Source organism: Hoskinsella mucinilytica, from assembly GCF_045223415.1.
Lineage (GTDB): Bacteria > Bacillota_I > Bacilli_A > Erysipelotrichales > Erysipelotrichaceae > Hoskinsella > Hoskinsella mucinilytica.
This window is the reverse complement of the sequence record NZ_JBEQZJ010000010.1, coordinates 58,745-81,155: the sequence shown is the minus strand read 5'-3', so window position 1 is coordinate 81,155 and position 22,411 is coordinate 58,745. Positions and strand designations below refer to the sequence as shown.

The 22,411-nt window shown below is 36.1% G+C and carries 21 protein-coding genes; all 21 read left to right on the top strand.

Going from position 1 to position 22,411, the window contains the following annotated elements:
• The first annotated feature begins 126 nt into the window (after nt 1-126).
• Nucleotides 127-978 (top strand): BglG family transcription antiterminator LicT, encoded by an 852-nt coding sequence (gene licT / locus UGRO018_RS05090; RefSeq protein ID WP_416325376.1) that lies wholly within the window; start codon nt 127-129, stop codon nt 976-978.
• A 173-nt stretch (nt 979-1,151) separates the two neighbouring features.
• A complete protein-coding gene (locus UGRO018_RS05085; RefSeq protein ID WP_416325375.1) occupies nt 1,152-3,050 on the top strand; it encodes a beta-glucoside-specific PTS transporter subunit IIABC in 1,899 nt (632 codons plus the stop codon).
• A gap of 58 nt (nt 3,051-3,108) precedes the next feature.
• Nucleotides 3,109-5,334, top strand: a complete 2,226-nt coding sequence (locus UGRO018_RS05080; RefSeq protein WP_416325374.1) for a glycoside hydrolase family 3 protein — start codon at nt 3,109-3,111, stop codon at nt 5,332-5,334.
• An 86-nt stretch (nt 5,335-5,420) separates the two neighbouring features.
• Nucleotides 5,421-6,857, top strand: coding sequence for a glycoside hydrolase family 1 protein (locus tag UGRO018_RS05075; protein WP_416325373.1), 1,437 nt, complete (start codon nt 5,421-5,423; stop codon nt 6,855-6,857).
• Nucleotides 6,858-6,966: 109 nt separating this feature from the next.
• Nucleotides 6,967-8,367 (top strand): glycoside hydrolase family 1 protein, encoded by a 1,401-nt coding sequence (locus UGRO018_RS05070; RefSeq protein ID WP_416325372.1) that lies wholly within the window; start codon nt 6,967-6,969, stop codon nt 8,365-8,367.
• A 733-nt stretch (nt 8,368-9,100) separates the two neighbouring features.
• On the top strand, nt 9,101-10,318 hold the full coding sequence (locus UGRO018_RS05065; protein WP_416325371.1) for a peptidoglycan bridge formation glycyltransferase FemA/FemB family protein: 1,218 nt from the start codon (nt 9,101-9,103) through the stop codon (nt 10,316-10,318).
• A gap of 98 nt (nt 10,319-10,416) precedes the next feature.
• On the top strand, nt 10,417-11,049 hold the full coding sequence (locus tag UGRO018_RS05060; protein WP_416325370.1) for a VanZ family protein: 633 nt from the start codon (nt 10,417-10,419) through the stop codon (nt 11,047-11,049).
• Nucleotides 11,050-11,169: 120 nt separating this feature from the next.
• Complete coding sequence (locus tag UGRO018_RS05055; protein WP_416325369.1) at nt 11,170-11,844, top strand: helix-turn-helix domain-containing protein; 675 nt, start codon at nt 11,170-11,172, stop codon at nt 11,842-11,844.
• A 58-nt stretch (nt 11,845-11,902) separates the two neighbouring features.
• Nucleotides 11,903-12,406 (top strand): dCTP deaminase/dUTPase family protein, encoded by a 504-nt coding sequence (locus UGRO018_RS05050; protein WP_416325368.1) that lies wholly within the window; start codon nt 11,903-11,905, stop codon nt 12,404-12,406.
• A gap of 102 nt (nt 12,407-12,508) precedes the next feature.
• Nucleotides 12,509-12,829 carry a PadR family transcriptional regulator gene (locus UGRO018_RS05045; RefSeq protein WP_416325367.1) on the top strand — a complete coding sequence of 107 codons (321 nt, stop codon included), beginning with the start codon at nt 12,509-12,511 and terminating at the stop codon, nt 12,827-12,829.
• Complete coding sequence (locus UGRO018_RS05040) at nt 12,826-13,875, top strand: DUF1700 domain-containing protein (protein WP_416325366.1); 1,050 nt, start codon at nt 12,826-12,828, stop codon at nt 13,873-13,875. The genes UGRO018_RS05045 and UGRO018_RS05040 overlap by 4 nt, the downstream gene beginning before the upstream one ends.
• Nucleotides 13,875-14,348, top strand: coding sequence for a hypothetical protein (locus tag UGRO018_RS05035; protein ID WP_416325365.1), 474 nt, complete (start codon nt 13,875-13,877; stop codon nt 14,346-14,348). Before UGRO018_RS05040 ends, UGRO018_RS05035 begins: the two co-directional genes overlap by 1 nt.
• A 99-nt stretch (nt 14,349-14,447) precedes the next feature.
• The gene (locus tag UGRO018_RS05030; protein ID WP_416325364.1) at nt 14,448-14,765 is read left to right on the top strand and encodes a PadR family transcriptional regulator; all 318 of its coding nucleotides are present in this window, start codon (nt 14,448-14,450) and stop codon (nt 14,763-14,765) included.
• Entirely contained in the window at nt 14,762-15,925 is a 1,164-nt protein-coding gene (locus UGRO018_RS05025; protein WP_416325363.1) for a DUF2812 domain-containing protein, read from the top strand. Before UGRO018_RS05030 ends, UGRO018_RS05025 begins: the two co-directional genes overlap by 4 nt.
• 24 nt (nt 15,926-15,949) lie before the next feature.
• Complete coding sequence (locus tag UGRO018_RS05020) at nt 15,950-17,122, top strand: iron-containing alcohol dehydrogenase (RefSeq protein WP_416325362.1); 1,173 nt, start codon at nt 15,950-15,952, stop codon at nt 17,120-17,122.
• Between the two features lie 358 nt (nt 17,123-17,480).
• Nucleotides 17,481-17,945 carry a signal peptidase II gene (lspA, locus tag UGRO018_RS05015; protein ID WP_416325361.1) on the top strand — a complete coding sequence of 155 codons (465 nt, stop codon included), beginning with the start codon at nt 17,481-17,483 and terminating at the stop codon, nt 17,943-17,945.
• On the top strand, nt 17,942-18,859 hold the full coding sequence (locus UGRO018_RS05010) for an RluA family pseudouridine synthase (RefSeq protein WP_416325360.1): 918 nt from the start codon (nt 17,942-17,944) through the stop codon (nt 18,857-18,859). The genes lspA and UGRO018_RS05010 overlap by 4 nt, the downstream gene beginning before the upstream one ends.
• A 5-nt stretch (nt 18,860-18,864) precedes the next feature.
• The gene (locus tag UGRO018_RS05005; RefSeq protein WP_416325359.1) at nt 18,865-20,118 is read left to right on the top strand and encodes a rhomboid family intramembrane serine protease; all 1,254 of its coding nucleotides are present in this window, start codon (nt 18,865-18,867) and stop codon (nt 20,116-20,118) included.
• A complete protein-coding gene (locus UGRO018_RS05000; protein ID WP_416325358.1) occupies nt 20,115-20,600 on the top strand; it encodes a deoxycytidylate deaminase in 486 nt (161 codons plus the stop codon). Before UGRO018_RS05005 ends, UGRO018_RS05000 begins: the two co-directional genes overlap by 4 nt.
• 639 nt (nt 20,601-21,239) lie before the next feature.
• Entirely contained in the window at nt 21,240-21,476 is a 237-nt protein-coding gene (locus UGRO018_RS04995) for a hypothetical protein (RefSeq protein ID WP_416325357.1), read from the top strand.
• Between the two features lie 160 nt (nt 21,477-21,636).
• Complete coding sequence (locus tag UGRO018_RS04990; protein WP_416325356.1) at nt 21,637-22,404, top strand: SDR family NAD(P)-dependent oxidoreductase; 768 nt, start codon at nt 21,637-21,639, stop codon at nt 22,402-22,404.
• Nucleotides 22,405-22,411 lie beyond the last annotated feature (7 nt).

The window sequence follows — 22,411 nt, the reverse complement described above, 5'->3', positions numbered from 1 at the left end:
TAATAGCGTAATCAATGGATAGTGATTGTTTAAGTACAAGCTAAACCTATTTACAAGAGCCAAAAAAAGTTTTACTATTGGTGTATGTAGATAGGTTTTTTCTATGTTTGAAAGAGAGGTAATCGAATGCAGATACATAAGATATTAAATAACAATGTAGTCGTTGTATTAGATGAAGAAAACAGAGAACAGGTTGTTATGGGTCGTGGACTTGCATTTAAAAAGAAATGTGGCGATGAAATAGATCCTGCAGCCATCGATAAAGTGTTTACCATGAACAATCCAGATACCAATAATAAGTTTCAAGAACTTGTTGCGGATATCCCATTAGAGTACATCCTATTGGTAGAAAATATCATTACTTATGCGAAAACGCATATCGGCAAGAAAATCAATGATTCCATTTATATCTCGCTTGCGGATCATATCTTTATGTCTTTGACAAGATGGAAAGAAGGTATTGAGGTAAAAAATGCATTGTTATGGGATATCAAACGTTTTTATAAAGATGAATTCTGTATTGGATTAAAAGCGTTGGAGATGATCAAGGAACAATCAGGCATTATGCTGGCAGAAGATGAAGCAGGTTTCATTGCCCTTCATTTTGTCAATGCACAGATGGAAGAAAATCCCGATAAAGTTGAAGATATGTATACCATCACAAAGGTGATGCAGGAAATTTCCAATATCGTAAAATACTACTTTAACTTTGAATACAATGAAGAATCTGTATATTATTATCGCTTTGTTACACATCTGAAATTTTTCGCACAGCGACTGGTTTCTAATAAAACCTATAAAGAAAATAGTGAAGATGATTTACTTGATATTATCAAGGTGAAATATAAGAACGCATATGAATGCGTAAAAACGATCAAAAAGTTCCTTGTGGAACAGTATGATTATTTATTAAGCGATGAGGAAATGTTATATTTGACCATTCATATCGCACGAGTTGTTTATGAAAATGAACGTTAGTCATTCATCAGGAAACTGATTGAAGATAGATAAGAGAAGGAGGAATGTAACGAAAACAGAAGGAAAAGGGTAAAGGCGTCAAGTAGTAGCTCTCATATTCAAAATCGGATGGTGACATTAAGTTGGCCAAACCTTCATATTCAATGTTGAAATAGAAAATGGAGGAAAAAAACATGGGAAAATATGAACAATTAGCAAAAGACATTATCAAAAACGTCGGAGGCAAAGACAACATCAATGGATTAACACACTGTATTACTCGTTTACGTTTTAAACTGAAAGATGAATCAAAGGCAAATGACGATGTTCTGAAACAAATGGATGGCGTCGTTACCGTGATGCATTCTGCAGGTCAGTATCAGGTAGTTATTGGGAATCACGTACCAAATGTTTACGCAGACGTATGTGAAGTAGCTGGTATTGGTGGAGATAGCCAATCAGGTGATGAAGAAGCACCAAAGGGTATTTTCAACAAACTGATCGATATCATCAGCGGATGCTTCCAGCCGATTCTTGGACCTATGTGTGCGGCAGGTATCATCAAAGGGTTAAATGCTTTACTAGTATTCTTATTAGGAGAAACTTATAGTGTCAGTGGAACTTATATGGTTCTAAACGCTATCGGTGATGCAGTATTCTACTTCATGCCGGTATTACTTGGCTATACAGCAGCGAAGAAATTCAAGTTAAATCCGATTACCGGTATGTTGATTGGTGCGGCATTATGTTATCCAACGATTCAAAAGGATACGTTGGCTGCGGCAGGAGAAGCAATCGGAAACTTGCCATTGGTAGGTAATTACTATACTACGTTCATTGGTATTCCGTTTGTTGCAGGTAATTATACTTCATCTGTTGTTCCTGTATTGGTTGTTGTTGCATTCGCCGGATACCTTCAAAAGCTTGGAAAGAAATTCATTCCGGAAATGCTTCAAGGATTCTTTGTACCTTTATTCGTTTTGATTATTTCCTTACCTGTAGGCTTGATCGTTATTGGATCTATCGTATCAATGTTAACCGATCTGCTTGCTTCTGGATTCTCTAATCTATATGCATTCTCACCTGTATTAACTGGTGCTGTTGTTGGTTTCTTCTGGCAGTGTTTGGTTATCTTTGGTCTTCACTGGGCACTTGTACCAATTGCGATGATCAATTTAACCACTGTTGGATTTGACACGATTCTTGTTGGTAGCTTTGGATGCTCTTTCGCTCAGACAGCAGTTATTGCGGCTATGTTCTTTAAATTAAAAGATAAAAAACAAAAAGCATTGGCAGTTCCTGCAATCGTATCAGGTGTTTGTGGTGTAACTGAGCCTGCAATCTATGGTTTCTCTTTACCTGCAAAACTTCCATTCGTATTCTCTATGATCGGTGGATGTGCAGGTGGTGCATTGTTTGCCTTAATGGATGGTAAAAGCTATACCATGGGTGGACTTGGTATCTTCGGTGTTGTAAACTATATCTCACCAGCAGGTGAAGCAAGTGGTATGTACGCAAGCTTTGCATGTATTGCTGTGTCTATGGTAGTTGCCTTCTTATTGACTTTCTTCTTCTGGAAAGACAACTCTGTTGTAAATGAAGAACAAGCAGTAGCAGAAAACAACGCTGTTAAATTATCAAAAGAAATCGTCGTAACACCAATCGAGGGAAAAGTGAAACCTTTATCTGAAATCAAAGATGCAGCATTTGCCGGTGGCGCACTTGGAAAAGGTATCGCCATTGAACCTAGTAATGGAAAAGTCGTTGCGCCATTTAATGGTACGATCATGACACTGTTTCCTACCAAACATGCGATTGGTTTAGTGAGCGATAATGGTTGTGAAGTTTTGATCCACATTGGACTTGATACCGTACAACTGGAAGGAAAACACTTTGAAGCTCATGTAAAACAAGGAGATAAAGTGACAAAAGGACAGTTGTTAGTGACCTTTGATAAAGCAGCAATTGAAAAAGAAGGTTATTGTGTTGATACTCCTGTGATTATTACAAATACCGCAGACTATCTAGATATCGTAGAAACACAAAATGCAGTTGTGAAATCAAATGAAGATTTGATCACAGTATTATTATAATAGCTAGAGGGTAAGGATCGATGAGGTTCTTACCCTCTTTAGAAAAAGGATGAATTTTATGAAAAAATATACTTTGAAAGAAATAGATAATTATATCGAAATCAAACAAGAAAATGGGAAAACATTAGGTATTGCGAAAAAAAACCAATCTCAAATCATCGAGGTGGATGGATATGCATTCAAGGATATGAATGGAAACGGAGTATTGGATCCTTATGAAGATTGGCGTTTGCCAATAGAAGAAAGAATCGCTGATTTGATCGAACGTATGAGCATAGAAGAAATTGCAGGTTTGATGTTGTATAGTGCACATCAAAGCATATCCTCTAAACCGAATGTGTTTGCTCAAATGTTTGCGGGAACTTATGGTGGACGTCCGTTTGAAGAAAGTGATGCTCATATTTGGGAATTAAGCGATGAACAGAAACAGTTTCTAAAAGAAGATCATGTACGTCATATTTTAATGACAGTAGTAGACGATGCAAGTACAGCCGCCAAATGGAACAATCAGGTACAAGAATATTGTGAGTCATTGGGCTTAGGGATTCCTGCAAATCATAGCTCCGATCCTCGTCATGCTCCTAGTGCAAATACAGAATTCGATGCAGGAAGTGGCGGCGATATTTCTATGTGGCCTCAAAGCCTTGGACTTGCGGCAACTTTTGATCCTGAGCTTGTTCGAAGTTTTGCAAGCATCGCTTCCAAGGAATATCGAGCAATGGGAATAACCACAGCATTATCCCCGCAAATCGACTTGGCAACAGAGCCTAGATGGATGCGATTCGATGGTACCTTCGGCGAAAATCGAGCGTTAGCTTCAGCAATGGCAGAGGCTTATTGTGATGGCTTTCAAAGCAGTGGCTATGGCTGGGGCATGGAAAGCGTCAATACCATGGTCAAGCATTGGCCAGGTGGAGGATGTGGAGAAGGCGGAAGAGATGCTCACTTTGCCTATGGAAAATATGCCGTCTATCCCGGAAATCAATTTAAAGAGCATGTAAAGCCATTTATAGAAGGAGCATTTCAATTAAAAAACGGTACAAGCAAAGCAAGTGCAGTCATGCCATACTACACCATTTCTTATGATCAAGACCATCGACATCATCAAAATGTAGGAAATGGATATAGTCGTTATATCATACAAGACTTATTAAGAGAACAAGTTGGTTATGATGGTGTGGTATGCACTGATTGGATGATTACAGCAAAAAGTCATGCAATGGATCAATTTTTAAGTGGAAAATGCTGGGGTGTAGAGCAGATGAGTATCAGTGAACGTCATTATTTGGCATTGATGGCGGGTGTTGATCAATTTGGTGGAAATAATGATATAAAACCGGTTTTAGAGGCATATGAAATGGGATGTAAGGAACATGGAGAAGTGTTTATGCGAAAACGATTCGAACAAAGTGCAACAAGACTGCTTCGCAATATCTTTCAATGTGGTCTTTTTGAACAACCTTATACAGATCCAACCTATGCCCAAAGTGTCGTAGGATGTGCCCAATATATGGAAAAAGGATATGAAGCACAAAGAAAATCAATCGTCTTATTAAAAAATCATGAGCATGTCTTGCCGATGCAAAAAGGCAAACGTGTGTATGTACCAAAGCGTAGAAGGAAGGAAAGTCAAGACTGGTTTGGTCATGTCATTGGCGCCCATGAGGAAGAAGCAATTCCCAAAACACTCTTAGAAAAATATTATGAGGTCGTTGATCAACCGGAAAAAGCAGATTTTGCGATCGTTTGTATTGATTCACCGAAATCAACGGGCTATGGAAAACAAGGCTATCAACCGATTAACCTACAATATCGACCTTATGAAGCAAAGCTAGCAAGAGCTCATAGCATCGCTATGGATGAACGTGATGAAATTGTTGATCGTAGTTATCAAGGAAAATGGAATGAAGCAGAGAATGCGGCAGACCTTGATATCATATTGGAAACTTCAGCATGTATGAAAGGAAAACCAATCATCGTATCTTTGAATGCGAAGAATCCAACGATCGTAAAAGAATTTGAGGATAAGATCGATGGTTTATTGATCAGTTTTCATGTTCAATCACAAGCAATATTAGATTGCATCAGTGGTGAATATGAGCCAAGTGGTTTATTGCCATTTCAAATGCCTGCGGATATGGATACCGTAGAAACACAATTAGAAGATGTTGCACATGATATGATCTGTCATAAAGATCAGGATGGTCATATCTATGATTTTGCATTTGGTATGAATTATCAAGGTGTCATCCATGATGCACGTGTTCAAACATATAAAAAATAATTTGTACGAAAGTTTCACTTGTTTGAAAACAAAAGAAAATACAGCTATGTTACAATGCTACTGGTAAAGAAAAAGGAGAAAAAATTATGCCATTTAAAAAAGATTTTTTATGGGGTGGAGCTACTGCCGCCAATCAATGTGAAGGTGCATGGAATGTGGATGGAAAAGGCATTTCCTGTGCTGATATCTGTACGGGAGGCAGCTATCAACAAGCCAAAAGAATTACACCGGTTCTAGAAGAAGGAACCTTTTATCCAAGTCATGATGCGATTGATTTTTATCACCATTATAAAGAAGATATCGCTTTGTTTGCGGAAATGGGATTTAAATGCTTTCGTTTCTCTATCGCATGGACAAGAATCTTTCCAACCGGAGAAGAAGCACAACCAAATGAAAAAGGCTTAGCGTTTTATGATGATGTCATTGAGGAATGTTTACGCTATGGTATCGAACCATTGATCACTATTTCTCATTATGAGGTACCATTTGCTTTAACACAGAAATACAATGGCTGGGCAAGCAGAGAAATGATCGATATTTTCGTGAAATATTGTAAAGCGATCTTTACTCGCTATCAAGGTAAAGTGAAGTATTGGTTGACCTTTAATGAAATCAATGGTGCAACAGGAAATTTCGGTGCCTTTTTATCTCAAGGAATTTTAAACGAAGGAACAACAGATTTTAATCATCAGGTAGATGATCCACAACAGCGATTCCAAGGGTTACATCATCAATTTGTTGCCAGTGCACTTGCGGTAAAACTAGCACATGAAATCGATGAAAATTATAAAGTAGGATGTATGCAAATCTATGCGACCAGTTATCCATTGACTTGTCATCCGGATGATGTTGTTTTAACACAACAAAAGAATCATGTCATGAATTGGTTCTGTGGAGATGTACAGGTAAGAGGATACTATCCTTCTTATATGACTCGTTTTTTCAAAGAAAACAACATTAAGATCAAGATGGAACCAGGCGATGCAGAAATCTTAAAAGCAGGCTGTGTAGACTTCTATAGCTTCTCTTATTATATGTCTGTTTGCCATAGTGCAGATCCAGAAAAAACAACAGGCAAAGGTAATTTGTTAGGTGGAGTAAATAATCCATATTTAAAAGCCAGTGATTGGGGATGGCAGATCGATCCAAAAGGATTGCGATATACATTAAATGAAATCTATGATCGTTATCAGATACCTGTGATGATCGTTGAAAACGGCTTAGGAGCGTATGATAAAAAAGAAGAAGATGGTAGCATCCATGATGAATACCGTATCGATTATTTACGTCAACATATTGAACAAATGAAAGAAGCAGTGGAAGACGGCGTAGATTTGATGGGTTATACACCTTGGGGCTGTATCGACCTTGTGAGTGCTTCTACAGGAGAAATGGCAAAACGCTATGGCTTTATCTATGTAGAAAAATATGATGATGGAACAGGTGACTATACACGTAGAAAAAAACAATCCTTTGATTGGTATCGAAAGGTCATTGCCAGCAATGGAGAAGATCTATCTTAAACTATACGAGGATCGTACTAACATTTCATATCTATGAAACATATTACAAAAAAACGTATGCTAATATAAATATGATTAAGAAAAAGGATAAAAGAAAGGTGAAATTGAAATGGATGATAAGATGTTAACAAAATTTCCCGAAGATTTTCTTTGGGGTGCAAGTACCAGTGCCTATCAGGTAGAGGGTGCGGCATTAGAAGATGGGAAAGGACCAAGCGTACAGGATATCAAAGATGTCATTCCAGGTACTGCAGATTTTAAAGTAGCAAGTGATTTCTACCACCATTACAAAGAGGATATTGAAATGATGGCAGAAATGGGTATGAAAACGTTTCGTTTTTCTATCTCTTGGGCAAGACTTTTACCAAAAGGAACAGGCGAAGTCAATCAAAAAGGAATCGATTTTTACAACAACGTCATTGATACTTGCCTAGCAAATGGAATTGAACCATTTGTGACGATGTATCACTTTGATCTACCGGCAGCATTAGATGAAAAAGGTGGTTGGAGCAATCCCAACACAATCGATGCATTTGAGGAATTCAGTCGTTTGATGTTTGAACATTATGGAGATAGAGTCAAGTATTGGTTAACCATCAATGAACAGAATATGATGATTTTACATGGTTCTGTTATCGGTACAGGAGATACCAATGAAAAACAATTGATGCAAGACAATCATCATATGTTATTGGCACAAGCCAAAGCAATGAAGCTATGTCATGAAATGTGTCCGAACGCAAAAATCGGACCTGCACCGAATATTTCTGCGATTTATCCAAATAGTTGTAAACCGGAAGATGTATTGGCTGCGGATACCTTCTCTGCTATTCGTAATTGGTTATATCTTGATATGGCAGTTTATGGGGAATATAACGCTACCGTATGGAACTATATGCGTAAAAAAGGTATCTTACCAGAAATCAAAGAAGGCGATATGGAGATCATGAAACAAGGCAAGCCTGATTTCATTGCATTTAATTATTACTGTACGCAAGCAGTAGCGGATAATCCAATTGGTTCTTCAAAGAGTGAAACAAAAGGAGATCAGCAGATAGCTGTAGGGGAAGAAGGTATCTATCAAGGTGTAGATAACCCTCATTTACCACGTACCGATTTTGGTTGGCAGATCGATCCTGTTGGATTTAGAAATACATTGCGTGAAGTGTATTCTCGCTATCGTTTGCCAATCATTATTACGGAAAACGGTTTAGGTGCATATGATAAACTAGAAGCAGATGGCAGCATTCATGATACCTATCGTATCAACTATCTAAGAGAACATATCCATCAATTACAATTGGCAATCGATGATGGGGTAAACGTATTTGGATACTGTCCATGGTCAGCAATTGATTTAATATCTACTCACCAAGGCTTTGCGAAACGCTATGGATTCATTTATGTAAATCGTGATGATGAAGATATCAAAGATTTGAAACGTTACCGTAAGGATTCTTTCTACTGGTATAAAAAAGTAATCGCAAGCAATGGAGAAGATCTAAACTAAAGAAACGGTGAAAGCCGTTTTTTGTTTATTTTCACAGGGATGGGAAAAAATAGAATTAGAAACTCAATAACAAAATGAGGTAACACAAAAGTTATCATAATTCATGACGAAATTGAATTTTGATCTTCTATGAAAATTAGAAAGGCAGAGGGTGTGGTAAAGGCTAAAGTGCAAGTGTAATGCTTTTGAATTAGAAAATTTCTGTTTACTTATTTACATTTATGGTTAGCTTAGTACAATGATATTGTAGGATGAGAATTCTTGTGTATCTGTTTTAAACAAATGAGTGAGCATCTATGAGGAGAAAATGAATATGTGCAATTTAAGTGAAGGAATATATGAACAAGGATTCAAGGCTATGTGAAAGTGAAATCACAAAAATAACAAAAAGCGTAAATGTAATCATGGATAATAGCTATATGAGCTTAAATGATGCTTTACATCTTGCGATAGCTTTTAAAAGCTTAAAACCTTTTTTGCATGACTTGTTGAACAAAGAAGAGGTTTAGGTTCAAAATTAAGGTATTGATGTGAGTACCAATTTCTATATGTAAAGATAAAATCTCTTTCGATATATTGTTTACATTATCTATAAAATGTTCTATAATTATAAAAAGTAAGATTGCTATAGTTAGTTTACATTTCATAAACATATCAAATGAAACATTCCTATGTTAATTTCAAATATGATCTATGTAATGTAAAAAGCAGAACTCTTAGGAGCATGGATGAGATGGAGGAAACGATGATGTATCGATTTATTGATTGTAACACCCCGCAAGATCATGATGCATTTGTGACAAAACACGATCTTTGTAATCTTTTACAATCGTCTGATTGGGCTAGAGTAAAGGATAATTGGCAACATGCCTATACTGCTGTATTGGTGGAAGAAAAGATGGTAGCAGCAGCACTTGTTTTAATTAAACCATTGCCTTTAGGATATACAATGATGTATATTCCAAAAGGACCTGTCATGGATTATGAGGATAAAGCACTTGTTGCCTTTTATTTAAATGCATTAAAAAAATGGGCAAAAAAGAAGAAATGTTTGTTTATCACTTTTGATCCCGCTTTAAAATTAAGAGAGTTTAAATTGGATCAAAAGGATATGCCATACGATGAAAAAGTCGTTGAGGCGATTGATGCCTTGAAAAAAAACGGTGCGATTTTTAAAGGCTTTACAAAAAGTATAAAAGATACCATTCAGCCTAGATTTCATATGGGTCTATATTATTCAGATCATTGGGAAGAAAGCATTCCGAAATCAACCATGAAGTCTGTGCGTAAAGCGATCAATAAGCGTGTGGAAGTGGAAGAGGTAGGCATGGAAGGGTTAGAAGAATTTGCTCGTATCATGCATTTAACAGAAGAAAGAAAAAGCGTTCATTTAAGAGATCAAGCATATTTTAAGAAATTATTAGAAGTTTACAAAGACCATGCACATATCTTTTTGGCGAAAGTAGATCCAGCAAAAAGAGAACAAGAACTGAATCTAAAAATAGCTGAAATCAATGAAAAGATGAAAGATGAAAAGCTGAAGGAAAAAGGGCAGAGGAAACTGCAAGAAGATATGCGTAAAGCGACAGAAGAGCTTTCTTCTATACAAGAAGTAAAAAAGGTTTGCGATAAAGAAACCATCATTGCCTGTGGATTGATGATCGGTTATGGAAATTATGTAGAAATGTTATATGCGGGTATGGATGAGAATTTTAAAGCATTTAGACCACAATACTTAATTTATCTCAAACAATTTGAACTAGCATTCCAACAAGGATATCAATTTGTAACTATGGGTGGTGTTGAAGGTACATTAGATGATGGATTATCTGTTTTTAAATCTAATTTTGATCCTACCGTTGTAGAATACGTAGGTGAATTTGATGTACCGGTGAAGTCAATGCTTTATAAAATGGCAAAACTTTTTCAAAAACTTCGTACAGGAAAATAGCATAATGAAAACGAAAAACGGCAAATGCCGTTTTTCTTGTATGGGTTAACGTTTGATGATAATATAAAAGATAAGAGATAAGGAAGGAAAGATGTAACATGGATTTTTTTCGTGTATGTACTTTGATTGATTTTGTGACAGCAATCATGATATATTTTATTTTTTTCTTACCTAAATGGAATCACAATTTATATGAATGTTTGGTAAAAAGCTTGTTATATAGTTATGGATATTGCGTTCTGTGTGTAACTTTAATCATTCCTATCATCATCCCCATCCCATTTGTTAATATCGATCTATCGCATATACATGCTAATCTCGTACCATTTATTGACTATTTCAATGAGAATGGAGATTTTATCAGACAAATCGTGTTAAATATCTTAATGCTTGTGCCATTCGGTATCATGTATCCTTTTATTTACCATAAAGATTTAAAAAGTACTGTGTTTAGCGGATTCATGCTAAGTTGTTCTATAGAAATTGTTCAACTTTTTTCTGCAAGACAACTAAGCTCTTGTGATATTACAGATGTTATCACTAACACATTTGGAGTATGGATCGGATATATCTTTTATCGATTGTTTGGTAAACAAGTGAAACAAGCATTACAATTTTTATCACATAAAAAGATGAAGACCTTTACGGTTAGAAAAACATGGAAAAGGGTAATCGTAATTTTTATAATCGTTCAATTATTCATTCGTTCTATCATAGTTTATGTTCTCTAAGGAAGGTGTCAACACCAGACAAGCTTGTCTATTTTAAAAAACATGAGATTTCTCACTTTGTGTCGTGTAATAAATGATAGATGAGGTATATGCTGTAAAAGAAAGGAGGTATCTCGGCATATGGATCAACAAAAGGTTGGACAATTTTTAAAGACATTGCGAAAAGAAAAAAAGTTAACACAGGAAATGTTGGCTGAAACATTGAAGGTATCTAGTAGAAGCGTATCTCGTTGGGAAACTGGTAGTAATATGCCGGATATTAGTTTATTGGTTGAGCTATCCCAATTTTATGACATTAGCATACCTGAACTGATCGATGGTGAAAGGAAAAGTGAGAACATGAATCAAGAAACAAAAGATACAGCCATAAAAATGGCAGAATACAGTAAACATGAATTAAGCTTTGCGAAACAAAACATCATCAATGTTTTATTTATGGCATTTGGTTTATTCATTATGATATCAGCATTGGCAATATTCCCAAATGAAAGTAGTTGGGGAAGCATTTATGCGATCCTTGGAGGAACCTTATTATTGATCGGAATCTACATGAAGATGAAAGTAATGCTACTCAAGTTTTCCATGCGAATCATGATCATGATAGGATGCGTTTTTATATTATTCGGTGCATTTACGGTATTAGATTATATCACCGTTACCCAATTGCATCAGGTTCCAAGATTTAGTTATAAGAAATCTTATGGAGAAAATATCGTTGAACATCAAACATTATTTTATAAGGTTATTCAAAGAAATCCCGGGAAAGAGAATGAAAAAATTGAGATAGCACAGTAGATACGAAATGATTTTTTCTGCTTACTATGATAAAATGATGGAAGACAGGAGGAATCATATGAATAGAATTGCAAAATTTCAAAAGGTTAGCTTTTCACAGTTTGAAAAAGATTGGAAAGATACTTTTGATGAAGAATCAGATCATAGGCTCGTGTATGAGGAAATCAAAATGCCAAAAAGAGCAACAAAAGGTAGTGCAGGATATGATTTTTTTTCACCTATCGATTTTAGTTTAAAACCTGGTGAAACAATAAAATTACCAACTGGAATACGAGCGTATATGGAACAGGGATGGGTGTTACAGTTGTATCCTAGAAGCTCCTTAGGTTTTCGTTATCGATTGCAATTTAATAATACAGTTGGGATCATTGATGAAGATTATGTGCATTCTGATAATGAAGGACATATTTTTGTGAAGTTAACCAATGATTCCAATGAAGGAAAGGTACTTAGCATTCATGCAGGAGAAGCTTTGGTACAAGGGATTTTTCTACCATTTGGTATCACCGAGGACGATGAGGTCATGGAAGTAAGAAATGGTGGATTTGGAAGCACAAATTAAGTGCTTCTTTTTTTTAGTATTGATGTTATTTTAGTACCAATACTAATTTAGTACTTGACAATACAAGGTACTAGCATTATGATAGTAGTGGAGGTGGAGCCAGTGAATACACAATTTAAAAAAGGGGTATTAGAAATGATCGTGCTACTTTCTGTGTACAAGAAGGATATGTATGGTTATGAACTGGTCTCAGAGGTCAGCAAAGTTGTCAATGTGAATGAAGGTACCATCTATCCATTGTTGAAGCGTTTGACCAATGAGCATTATTTTGAAACGTATCTGGTAGAATCAACGGAAGGACCTCCAAGAAAATACTATCGGATCACGGATTCAGGTAAGAATCGAACAAAAGAACTGTTGGGTGAGTGGAATGAATTCCATGAAACAGTAAATAATTTCATAAAGGAGAGTGAGCTTTCATGAAGAAAGATGAATTTTTAAACCTGTTGGATAAAAAACTACAGGTCATCAATGAAAAAGAAAGAAGAGATATCATTGATGAATATCGTACCCATATAGAAATGAAGGTACAAGAGGGAAAAAGTGAGGAGGAAGCAATTGAGGATTTTGGCGATATTGATGAACTTGTTGATGACATATTGGATGCCTATAAAATCAATACTGATCGTGTTCATCAGCATGATTTTGACAGAAAATTCAATTATTTTATGGATGAATTATTTGATGGATTTAAACGATTTCTTGCGAGCTTCACTTCTTTAGATGCAGATGATGTCATCAAATTGATTTTTGAATTCTTGATGATCTTGATCTTTCTGTTTATCTTGAGAATACCATTTGAATTTGCCTCTTCTCTTGGCGCAAGTCTTTTAAAGAGCATTGTCGGCTTTGGGATCGGTCATGTATTGGCAGCGATTTGGAAGATCGTTATTTCCTTAGCTTATATCGCAATCTTTGTCATTGTATTGGTTGATTTGTTTAGAAAGAGAATCAAACGTTATAAATTCCGTGGAGATGATTCTACTGTGTTTGATGACTTTAAAGATACCATGCATGATTTCACAAATGGAAGAACTACTTATCGTCAAAAAAATTCAAGTATTTATGATGAAAAGGATGATCATAAATATAAAAAAAAAGAGAATGGTGAAGAAACCGGACAGGATGATAGAATGGAAGAAAATGAATATGAACAAACAGATTCTTATGAAGATGTAGAAGAACGCCCTTATCATAGAAAACAACGGGATTATGATTCCTATTATTATGAAGGAGGTCGTGTCGGAGGATTTGCCAGTGCATTGATGAAAATCTTCTTCTGCTTGATGATGATTCCTTTTGTGGGTGTGATCATTGGATTATGTTGTGCCCTTGGCGCAATGATCGTCTTAAGTATGGAAGGATTTACCATGATGGGAGCGTACTTCCTATTGATTGGCGCAATCATCGTAACTTCGGCATTTCTAAGTGCATTGTATCGATTATTATGGAAAAGGGGGCGTAGATAATGAAACGTTTTCTGATTTCATTGATCATCGGAATTACGATGATGGCAATTGGTGGAACCATGATGTTTTTTGAAGTAAAGGATTATACAGCAGTCAATGCCTGCGAGCTGTATGATAAGCATTTTTATTCCAGTGTGAATACCTTTGATATATCAAAAAAAGATTTGAATATTTATATGGGAAGAAGCTATGTGGACTATGAGTTCGTCATAGATGAATCTTATGGTGATAAAGTAAAAATAGAAGCTCCGGATTATATCGATCAAACAGTATCAGAACATGAATATTATGTAGAAGGATATAATGATCGTCATTATGAGGCTGAAGCAGGTTGGAATACATTTACCAATGCAATCGATATCATCATAGAAGGTTTGAAGGAACATAAGCTGTATTCTTGTAATGGCACAAGAGTGATACGAATTACTTGTTCAAGTAAAGCAAAGGCACATATTAACATCAATTATGAGTAAACAGGAGAAATCCTGTTTTATTTTTATTGACAATATCGTTAAACGATATTATAGTAGAAATAGAAGCAATATCGTTAAACGATATAGAAGGGAGGAGTTATGCCTAAGAAACAGTTGGATACCTTAACGGAATCAATGTATTATACGTTGATTGCCTTATTATCTCCTCGCTGTGGGATTGAAATCACTGAATTTATCTTAGAACTTACACATGGAAGAGTACGGCTTGTACCTGGAACTTTATATACGATGTTATCAAAATTTGAAAGTGAAGGTATGATTGATGAAATTCAGGTTGAGGGAAGAAAGAGAACCTATTTGATCAGTCCAATGGGGAAAGACAGGTTAAAAGAAGAATATGAAAGGTTGCGTCAAATGATAGAAGAGGGAGCGCAATGGATGGAGGAAATTAAATGAAAACAAGTTATCGTTTCTTATTATTTCAGCTATATGAATATCCTTTGTTGGAGGAGTATATCAATCAAAAAGCTATAAATGGGTGGCATATCGTATGGATGAACAAGGGGTTACCGGGCCTTATGAAGTTTGAAAAGAAAGTAGAACAAGCTTCCTATATGGTTGATTATTATGCATATGAAAAGGGAAAAAATGAAGATGAAAGAAATAAAGAATATCGAAGCTTTGTAGAGGAGTATGGGTATGAGCCGATCGGTTGTGAAAAAAATGGTATTCAGATTTATAAGAAATGTAAAGAAGATGCCATGGAAATTCGTGTAGATGATGAGGCGAATAGAGAAAGTCTTCGTACCACTGTATGGGCCATGATACGTTCTATTTTCGCAACCTTTATTATCAACTTTATTTGTATCTATACAGGATATACTTCATTAAGAGCATCTTTCTTTGTATCTGATAGTGATTTGTTTCAGATTTTAACGATGGTCACAATATTGATCGATGAGCTGATCTTAACGTTTCCTAATATCATGTGGCTGTTAAAGGAAGATAGAAAAGCTTTCATGTGGAAGGTGTATACGAGAACCATCTTGCATAGCATATGTTTGATTGGTGTGATCGTGTTTGCGTATTTATGGTTTGGGTTATTATTGGTATTATTGTTTTTGTTGTTTTTGATTTGTGTTTTATGTTATCAACGGTATTCAAAGGCATTAAAACAGTCAAAGCTAACAATACAACAAGCAAGGATACGACGCTTTTGGGCAGGGATGGGCGTATTTCTTGTGATGATGGCATCTTTTTGGATGGTTTCGATTTATAAGGATCATATCCATGAACAACAAGGAATACAGACGTTAAAAGAAAATAGCTTGGTAAAGGTGTGGACCATGCATCAAGGACAAAGTGATACTTATATGGTGATTCAGGTAAAAGATACGCCAATTGCCTCTTTCCTTCACGAACGTATCACACATTATCGAGAAGTGAAACAAAGAGCGTTATTGGATAAGGTCATCCTATACCATTTCGTAGAGGAATATGGGAATAAGGATGTATTGGTAGAAAGCGAAGCAGGCTATCTTTATATCCATGAGCAGGATTTGCCAAAGGATACAAAGGATATCTTGAAATTGATCGAGGATGCAAAAAAAGTGTAAGGATGATGGGAAAGGAGAATAAAAATGGAACAATTTGAATATTATGCGCCAACAAAAGTATTGTTTGGAAAGCATATGGAGGATAGGGTAGGAAAGGAAATTCGTCGTTTAGGTGCACATAAGGTCTTGATTCATTATGGAGGTAGTAGTGCGAAGAAGAGTGGGTTATTGGCACGAGTAGAAGCGTTATTGAAACAAGAAGGTCTAAGCTATGTCATGCTAGGCGGTGTCATTGCTAATCCTGTCTTATCAAAGGTAGAAGAAGGCATTGCGTTATGTAAACAAGAACAAGTGGATTTTATTTTAGCGATTGGTGGAGGTAGCGTGATCGATAGTGCCAAAGCGATTGGATATGGTGTTAAAAATGAAGGAAACCTTTGGGATTATTATGAGAAAAAGAAAGTCGTTCAGGATTGTTTGAAAATCGGCTGTATTTTGACCATTGCGGCAGCAGGAAGTGAAATGAGCAATTCCAGTGTCATCACAAAGGAAGAAGGGCAATTAAAACGTGGATTGACCAATGATCTTGGTCGTTGTAAATTTGCCATCATGAATCCGGAACTTACGTATACGTTATCAACCTATCAAAGCATGAGTGGGGCGGTAGATATCATGATGCATACATTAGAACGCTATTTTCTAAAAGAGAAGCCAATGGAATTATATGATCAATTTGCTTATGGTATTTTAAAGACAGTGATGCATCATGCTTTGATCGTAAAAGAACAACCAGAGAATTATGATAGCCGAGCAGAATTGATGTGGGCCAGTAGTTGTTCTCATAATGGAATGAGTGGACCAAGAGAAATCGGGGATTGGGCATGTCATCAGCTGGAACATGAATTAAGTGGAGCTTATGGTGTTGCACATGGGGCAGGACTTAGTGCGATTTGGGGAAGTTGGGCACGTTATGTGGTTGATGAAGATCCACAACGCTTTGCCAGCTTAGTTAGAAATCTATTTGATCTAAACATAGAAGAGGAACTAAGTTGTGCAAAGGAAGGGATACGTTGTATGGAAGCATTCTTCCAAACGATCCAAATGCCGATTTCCATACAAGAACTCGGTATAAAGTTAAGTGATGATGATTGTCAAAATCTAGCATATAAGTGTAGCTTTTTTGGAAAGCGAACGATTGGATGTGTAAAATCATTGACACAAAAAGATATGGAACAAATCTATCGAAATGCCAGATGAAACTATTTTCAGAAAAATAATGAATAAAAATTGAAAAAGTTATTGAAAATATCTGAAAGTGATGGTATACTAACAACAGATTTAAAAAATCTATACGTTTTATGAAAGGAAGAGCTTACGTATGAGCGTATGTTGCGTTCAACCTCCTTATTTATAAACTTTCCTAATGATCTCATTTCTTTGATAAAATGTAGTAAAAAATCGCCAAGGAGCGATTTTTTTATATGAATAAGGAAAGGCTTAAGTAAAGTATTGTGTTTTTGCTTCTTCCTGTTTAACAAAATGTGGCGGATTAATTGGTTTTGTAGTACAATAACTAGGTATCTATGAGTATAGATGATGGAAAGGTGTTTTTTTCATGAAAGTAAAACATGGGATTTTATTGATTGTCTTATTGGCAATAGATCAAATAAGTAAATTCGCAGTAGATGCGAATATGAAGCTACAACAGTCTATGGATATCGTTCCTGGTTTTTTCAGAATAACCTATTTACATAATACAGGAGCAGCATGGAGCATGCTGGAAGGTAAAATGTGGTTTTTCTATATCATTACAGCGATTGCGCTAGTAGCAATGATTTATTTTTATGTACGTAGTGAAAAGCAAGATGTGATGTTTAAGACCGGTATCGTTTGTATGGCGGCAGGAACCATCGGCAATCTAATTGATCGTTTGATGTTTCAATATGTGCGAGATTTTATTGATTTTATCATCTTGGGATATGATTTTCCTGTATTCAATGTTGCGGATATGGCACTTTGCTTTGGAGTGTTTTTGATTATTATTGATATTTTATTAGAAGAGCGAGGTGTGAAAGTATGAAGGAAGTAAAATTAATCGTAACCGATGAGGATGCGAAACAGCGATTGGATAAGTATATCGCAAGTAGTGAAGAAGAATTATCAAGAAGCCGAATTCAGTCATTGATCGAAGAAGGTAAGGTTTTGGTGAATGGGCAAAGCGGGAAAGCAAATTATAAAGTGAAGGTCCATGATGAGATTTCTTTACAGATAGAGGATGATCGAGAAATGGATGTAGAAGCGGAAGCGATACCTTTAGATATTCGATATGAAGATGAAGATGTCATTGTAATCAATAAGCCAAAGGGAATGGTCGTTCATCCGGCAAATGGCAATCAGCATGGTACTCTTGTGAATGCATTATTGTATCATGTAAAGGATTTAAGCGGGATCAATGGTGTGCTTCGTCCTGGAATTGTACATCGTATTGATAAAGATACCACGGGTCTATTGATCGTTGCGAAAAATGATATGGCACATGCTTCCTTATCGAAACAGCTACAGACCAAAAGTGTGAATCGATTGTATTATGCGTTGGTACATGGTGTCATTCCTCATGACTTCGGTACCATTGATGCTCCAATCGGACGTGATGTGAATGATCGTCAAAAAATGGCAGTTACTTCTACGAATTCTAAGGATGCCAGAACACACTTTAAGGTGATCGAACGTTTTCAAGAGTATACCTTAGTAGAATGTAGACTTGAAACAGGAAGAACGCATCAAATTCGTGTACATATGCAATACATCGGTTATCCGGTTGTCGGAGATGAAAAATATAGCTATCGTAAGACGATGAAAACCAATGGACAGCTATTACATGCACATCAATTAACTTTTGTGCATCCAAGGACACAGCAACAAATCACCGTTGAGGCACCATTACCTGAGCAGTTTGAAACGATACTGAAGGAATTGCGTGCCAAAGAGGGGTGATGTAAATGGACATATCAACATATGATCTATATGCTATGCAATTATTGCGGTATCTGATTATCAATTATGAGTATCAGATCGTTAGAGTACAACAGCATAAGGATGATATTTGGTTGATGAACCCCAAACAAGAGAATTATCCTGTGCTACGCATTTCCAGTAAGGAAAATGCATGTACACTTTCTGATACAGAGTATATACGAAATGTTCATCGTATTATATTGAATCTGATTCATCGAGAAGGACCGATCATGATTTTAAATACCAATCCAAAATGCGCTTTGGTGGATAATGCCTTAATGACCCAGATCCGAATTACGAAAGATGAAATCAGTAATGCACGTATTTTAAGCGTATTTCCCGGTATTGATCATGTGATTCATGATGTAAAAGATGAAACAACTGAGTTTGCGACGATTACAAAAGAAATAGAAGAAGCCCATGTAAAACAACAAAAGGCAAGTTTGGAACGAGCTAAAAAAGCCGCAAGACCTAAACAAACGATGATCTTAATGGCAATTTGTATCATATGGTTTATCGCTACCTTTGTTTTGACCCTGCTTTCAAAAAATGCAGTGTTGGGAGTTGTGGCAACTGGTGGTTATTATAAGATGAATGTAGTTGCCGCTCATGAGTTTTATCGTTTGATAAGCGCAGGCTTCGTGCATGGTGATGTTTTTCAATTGATCATAGAACTTTATGTGTTTTTTCATATAGGAAAGCTTTGTGAACGAATGTATCCTAAAAAATACTATATCTTGATTTTTTTATCTTCGATATGGATCGGCAATTTATTTGTTTTTGCGGCAGCTGAAAATACTTTAAGCTATGGCATCAGTGCTGGTGTATTAGGGTTGATTGCGGCTTATTTTGTGGCCTTGATCGGTAATGGAGCTTGGCGATTACCAACCGTACGATTATCAGCTTTTCGTATCATTTGGTATGCAATATTGATGATGCTTGTATCCGGTGTACCTATGATCGGTATGTTAGGTGGAGTGCTGACAGGCTTATTTATTGGTATCTTATGCTCTGGTAATCGCCGTTTGTTTGAAGTTAAGAAACATATTCGTATTGCAGGTAGTATACTGCTTGTAGCTTTGGGTTATTTATGTACACAGGTTAGTGAGGTACAACCTATTCGAAAAGAATTAGATGATGCATTGATCGATGTGTATCGTAATACACCAATGAATGCATATGCCAATTATTTATCATCAATGTTTCAAAAACAATATGCGAAGGAGGAACTGGAATGAAACGTAAAGATGTATTAACATGGGATGAATATTTTATGGGATTGGCTCATTTGAGCGCAAAACGTAGCAAAGATCCTTCTACACAAGTAGGAGCAGTGATCGTAAGTAAAGAGCATAGAGTTGTAGGAATCGGTTATAATGGGTTTCCTAATGGCTGTAGTGATGATGAATTTCCATGGGATCGTGATGGAGAATTTTCACAGACCAAATATCCATTCGTCGTTCATGCGGAATTAAATGCAATTTTAAACAGCAATGCTGATCTACACGGGTGTAGTATATTCGTTTCCTTATTTCCATGCAATGAATGTGCGAAAGCAATCATTCAAAGCGGTATTTCTCGTATTGTTTATGAATCAGATAAATATGCGGATACCGATGGAACCAAGGCTAGTAAACGAATGTTGAAGGCAGCAGGTGTAGAGTTGGTACAGCTTCCTTATCGTATGGAATTGTCTATCATAAAAAAAGAGAATGTATAGTCAAAGCATATAGCAAGATCGCTGATAGAAAGATTATGAATGCTGATGAGGTAGGAGTTCTTACTAGAATTAGGGTAAAACAGCATGAGAGACAGCATAGGAAAAATGCTGTTTTTTTTTGCATCACTTCTCATATTAGGATTTATGATGTGGTAGTGTTGGAAGTGATGAGTATGAAATATAGTAAAAATGGATGGAAACAGATGCTGAGATAGTAATCTTTGTGAAATTCAGGATTCATATCATTCCAGCTTTGTGAGTATTAGACCCATTGAAATAAATGCGTAATGTAAAGAACGTTTATTAGCTTGGGTAAAGGAACATCAAATTGAATTCGCAACTTTTGAAAGTTTAAAGGGATAATTCAAGAAACCATAAGGATTGGGGTAATCCTTGACATTCAATTCATGATAACAGGAAGTGCTTATGTGATTGGATAGGCAACAAATGTGGTAGATGAAAGTGATCCACTTACCTATGGTTTTCATTTCTGATTTTAAATTAAAATTTAAAAAGGTAGGGATGTTTTGTAAAGTAGAAGAGTAAGCTTCCTTGATAATTCATCTGATAGATGTATATTATAAATAATATTATCATAATTAATTTATCATAATTCGTTTTATGAGAGGAGGAAGATGGATGAATTTTATAGGAAGACAAAATGAATTGTCAAAACTGAAGGAAGAATATAACAGAGATGGAAGTTTTGTGGTCATTTATGGACGACGTAGAGTTGAAAAAACTACCCTGATCAAAGAGTTTTTAAAGAATAAGCTTGCATTTTATTTCCTCGCTACTGAAGAAATGGAGTTAGGTTCTGAATATTGTGAAATCCAAATGATTTCCACGTCAGAACCTTTCTTTTGTGATTCATAGATTTACGCTGTGAATGGTTTTATTTTACTTCGGTTTGTACAATAGATGCATATGGTATAGCGACAGAAAAAAAGAAATGTAAATGGATAGACATAACTTGAAATCAGGAACATAATGTGTGTATAAGAACTCAATTCTTATAGAAACGGAGGACACACATATGTTTGAATTAAATGGTAAAGTCGCAGTTGTTACTGGTGCATCTAGTGGATTAGGAAGGGATGCTGCCATCGCTTATGCAAAGGCTGGTGCTGATGTTGTTTTATTGGCTCGTAGGTTGGAGAAGTTGGAAGAAGTCGCAAATGAAATTCAAGCAATGGGCAGAAAGGCTATTGCCATCGTCTGTGATGTCACAAAGGAAGAAAAGGTGAAAGAAGCGATTGATATCGCAATGAATTCCTTCTCCCATATCGATATTTTATTAAATAATGCAGGAACGGCGATTCGTGGTGGTGTTCATCAATTGAGCGAAGAAGATTGGCAAAAAGGGATGGACATCAATGTGAAAGGAATGTACCTCGTCAGTAAATATGTTGTTCCTATTATGATGAAACAGGAATATGGAAAAATCGTAAATATCAGTTCCATAAATGGCTTGATTGCAGACAAGGATGATATGTTTATTCGTCATAATTATAATGCATCAAAAGCCGCTGTCTTAGGTCTTTCAAAGGGAATGGCCGCAAGCTATGCCCGTTATGGGATTACCGTAAATACGGTTTGTCCGGGATTGTTTGAAACGGAAATGACTGCAAATACGTTATTCAAATCAGCTGATTTTATGAATCTATACGCTCATTTATGTCCAGCAGGAAGACCCGGTAAAAAAGGAGAATTGAATGGTACCATCCTTTTCTTCTCTAGTGATGCTTCATCTTACGTAACCGGACAATATGTCGTTGTTGATGGTGGTACATCTATCGTATAATCAGAAA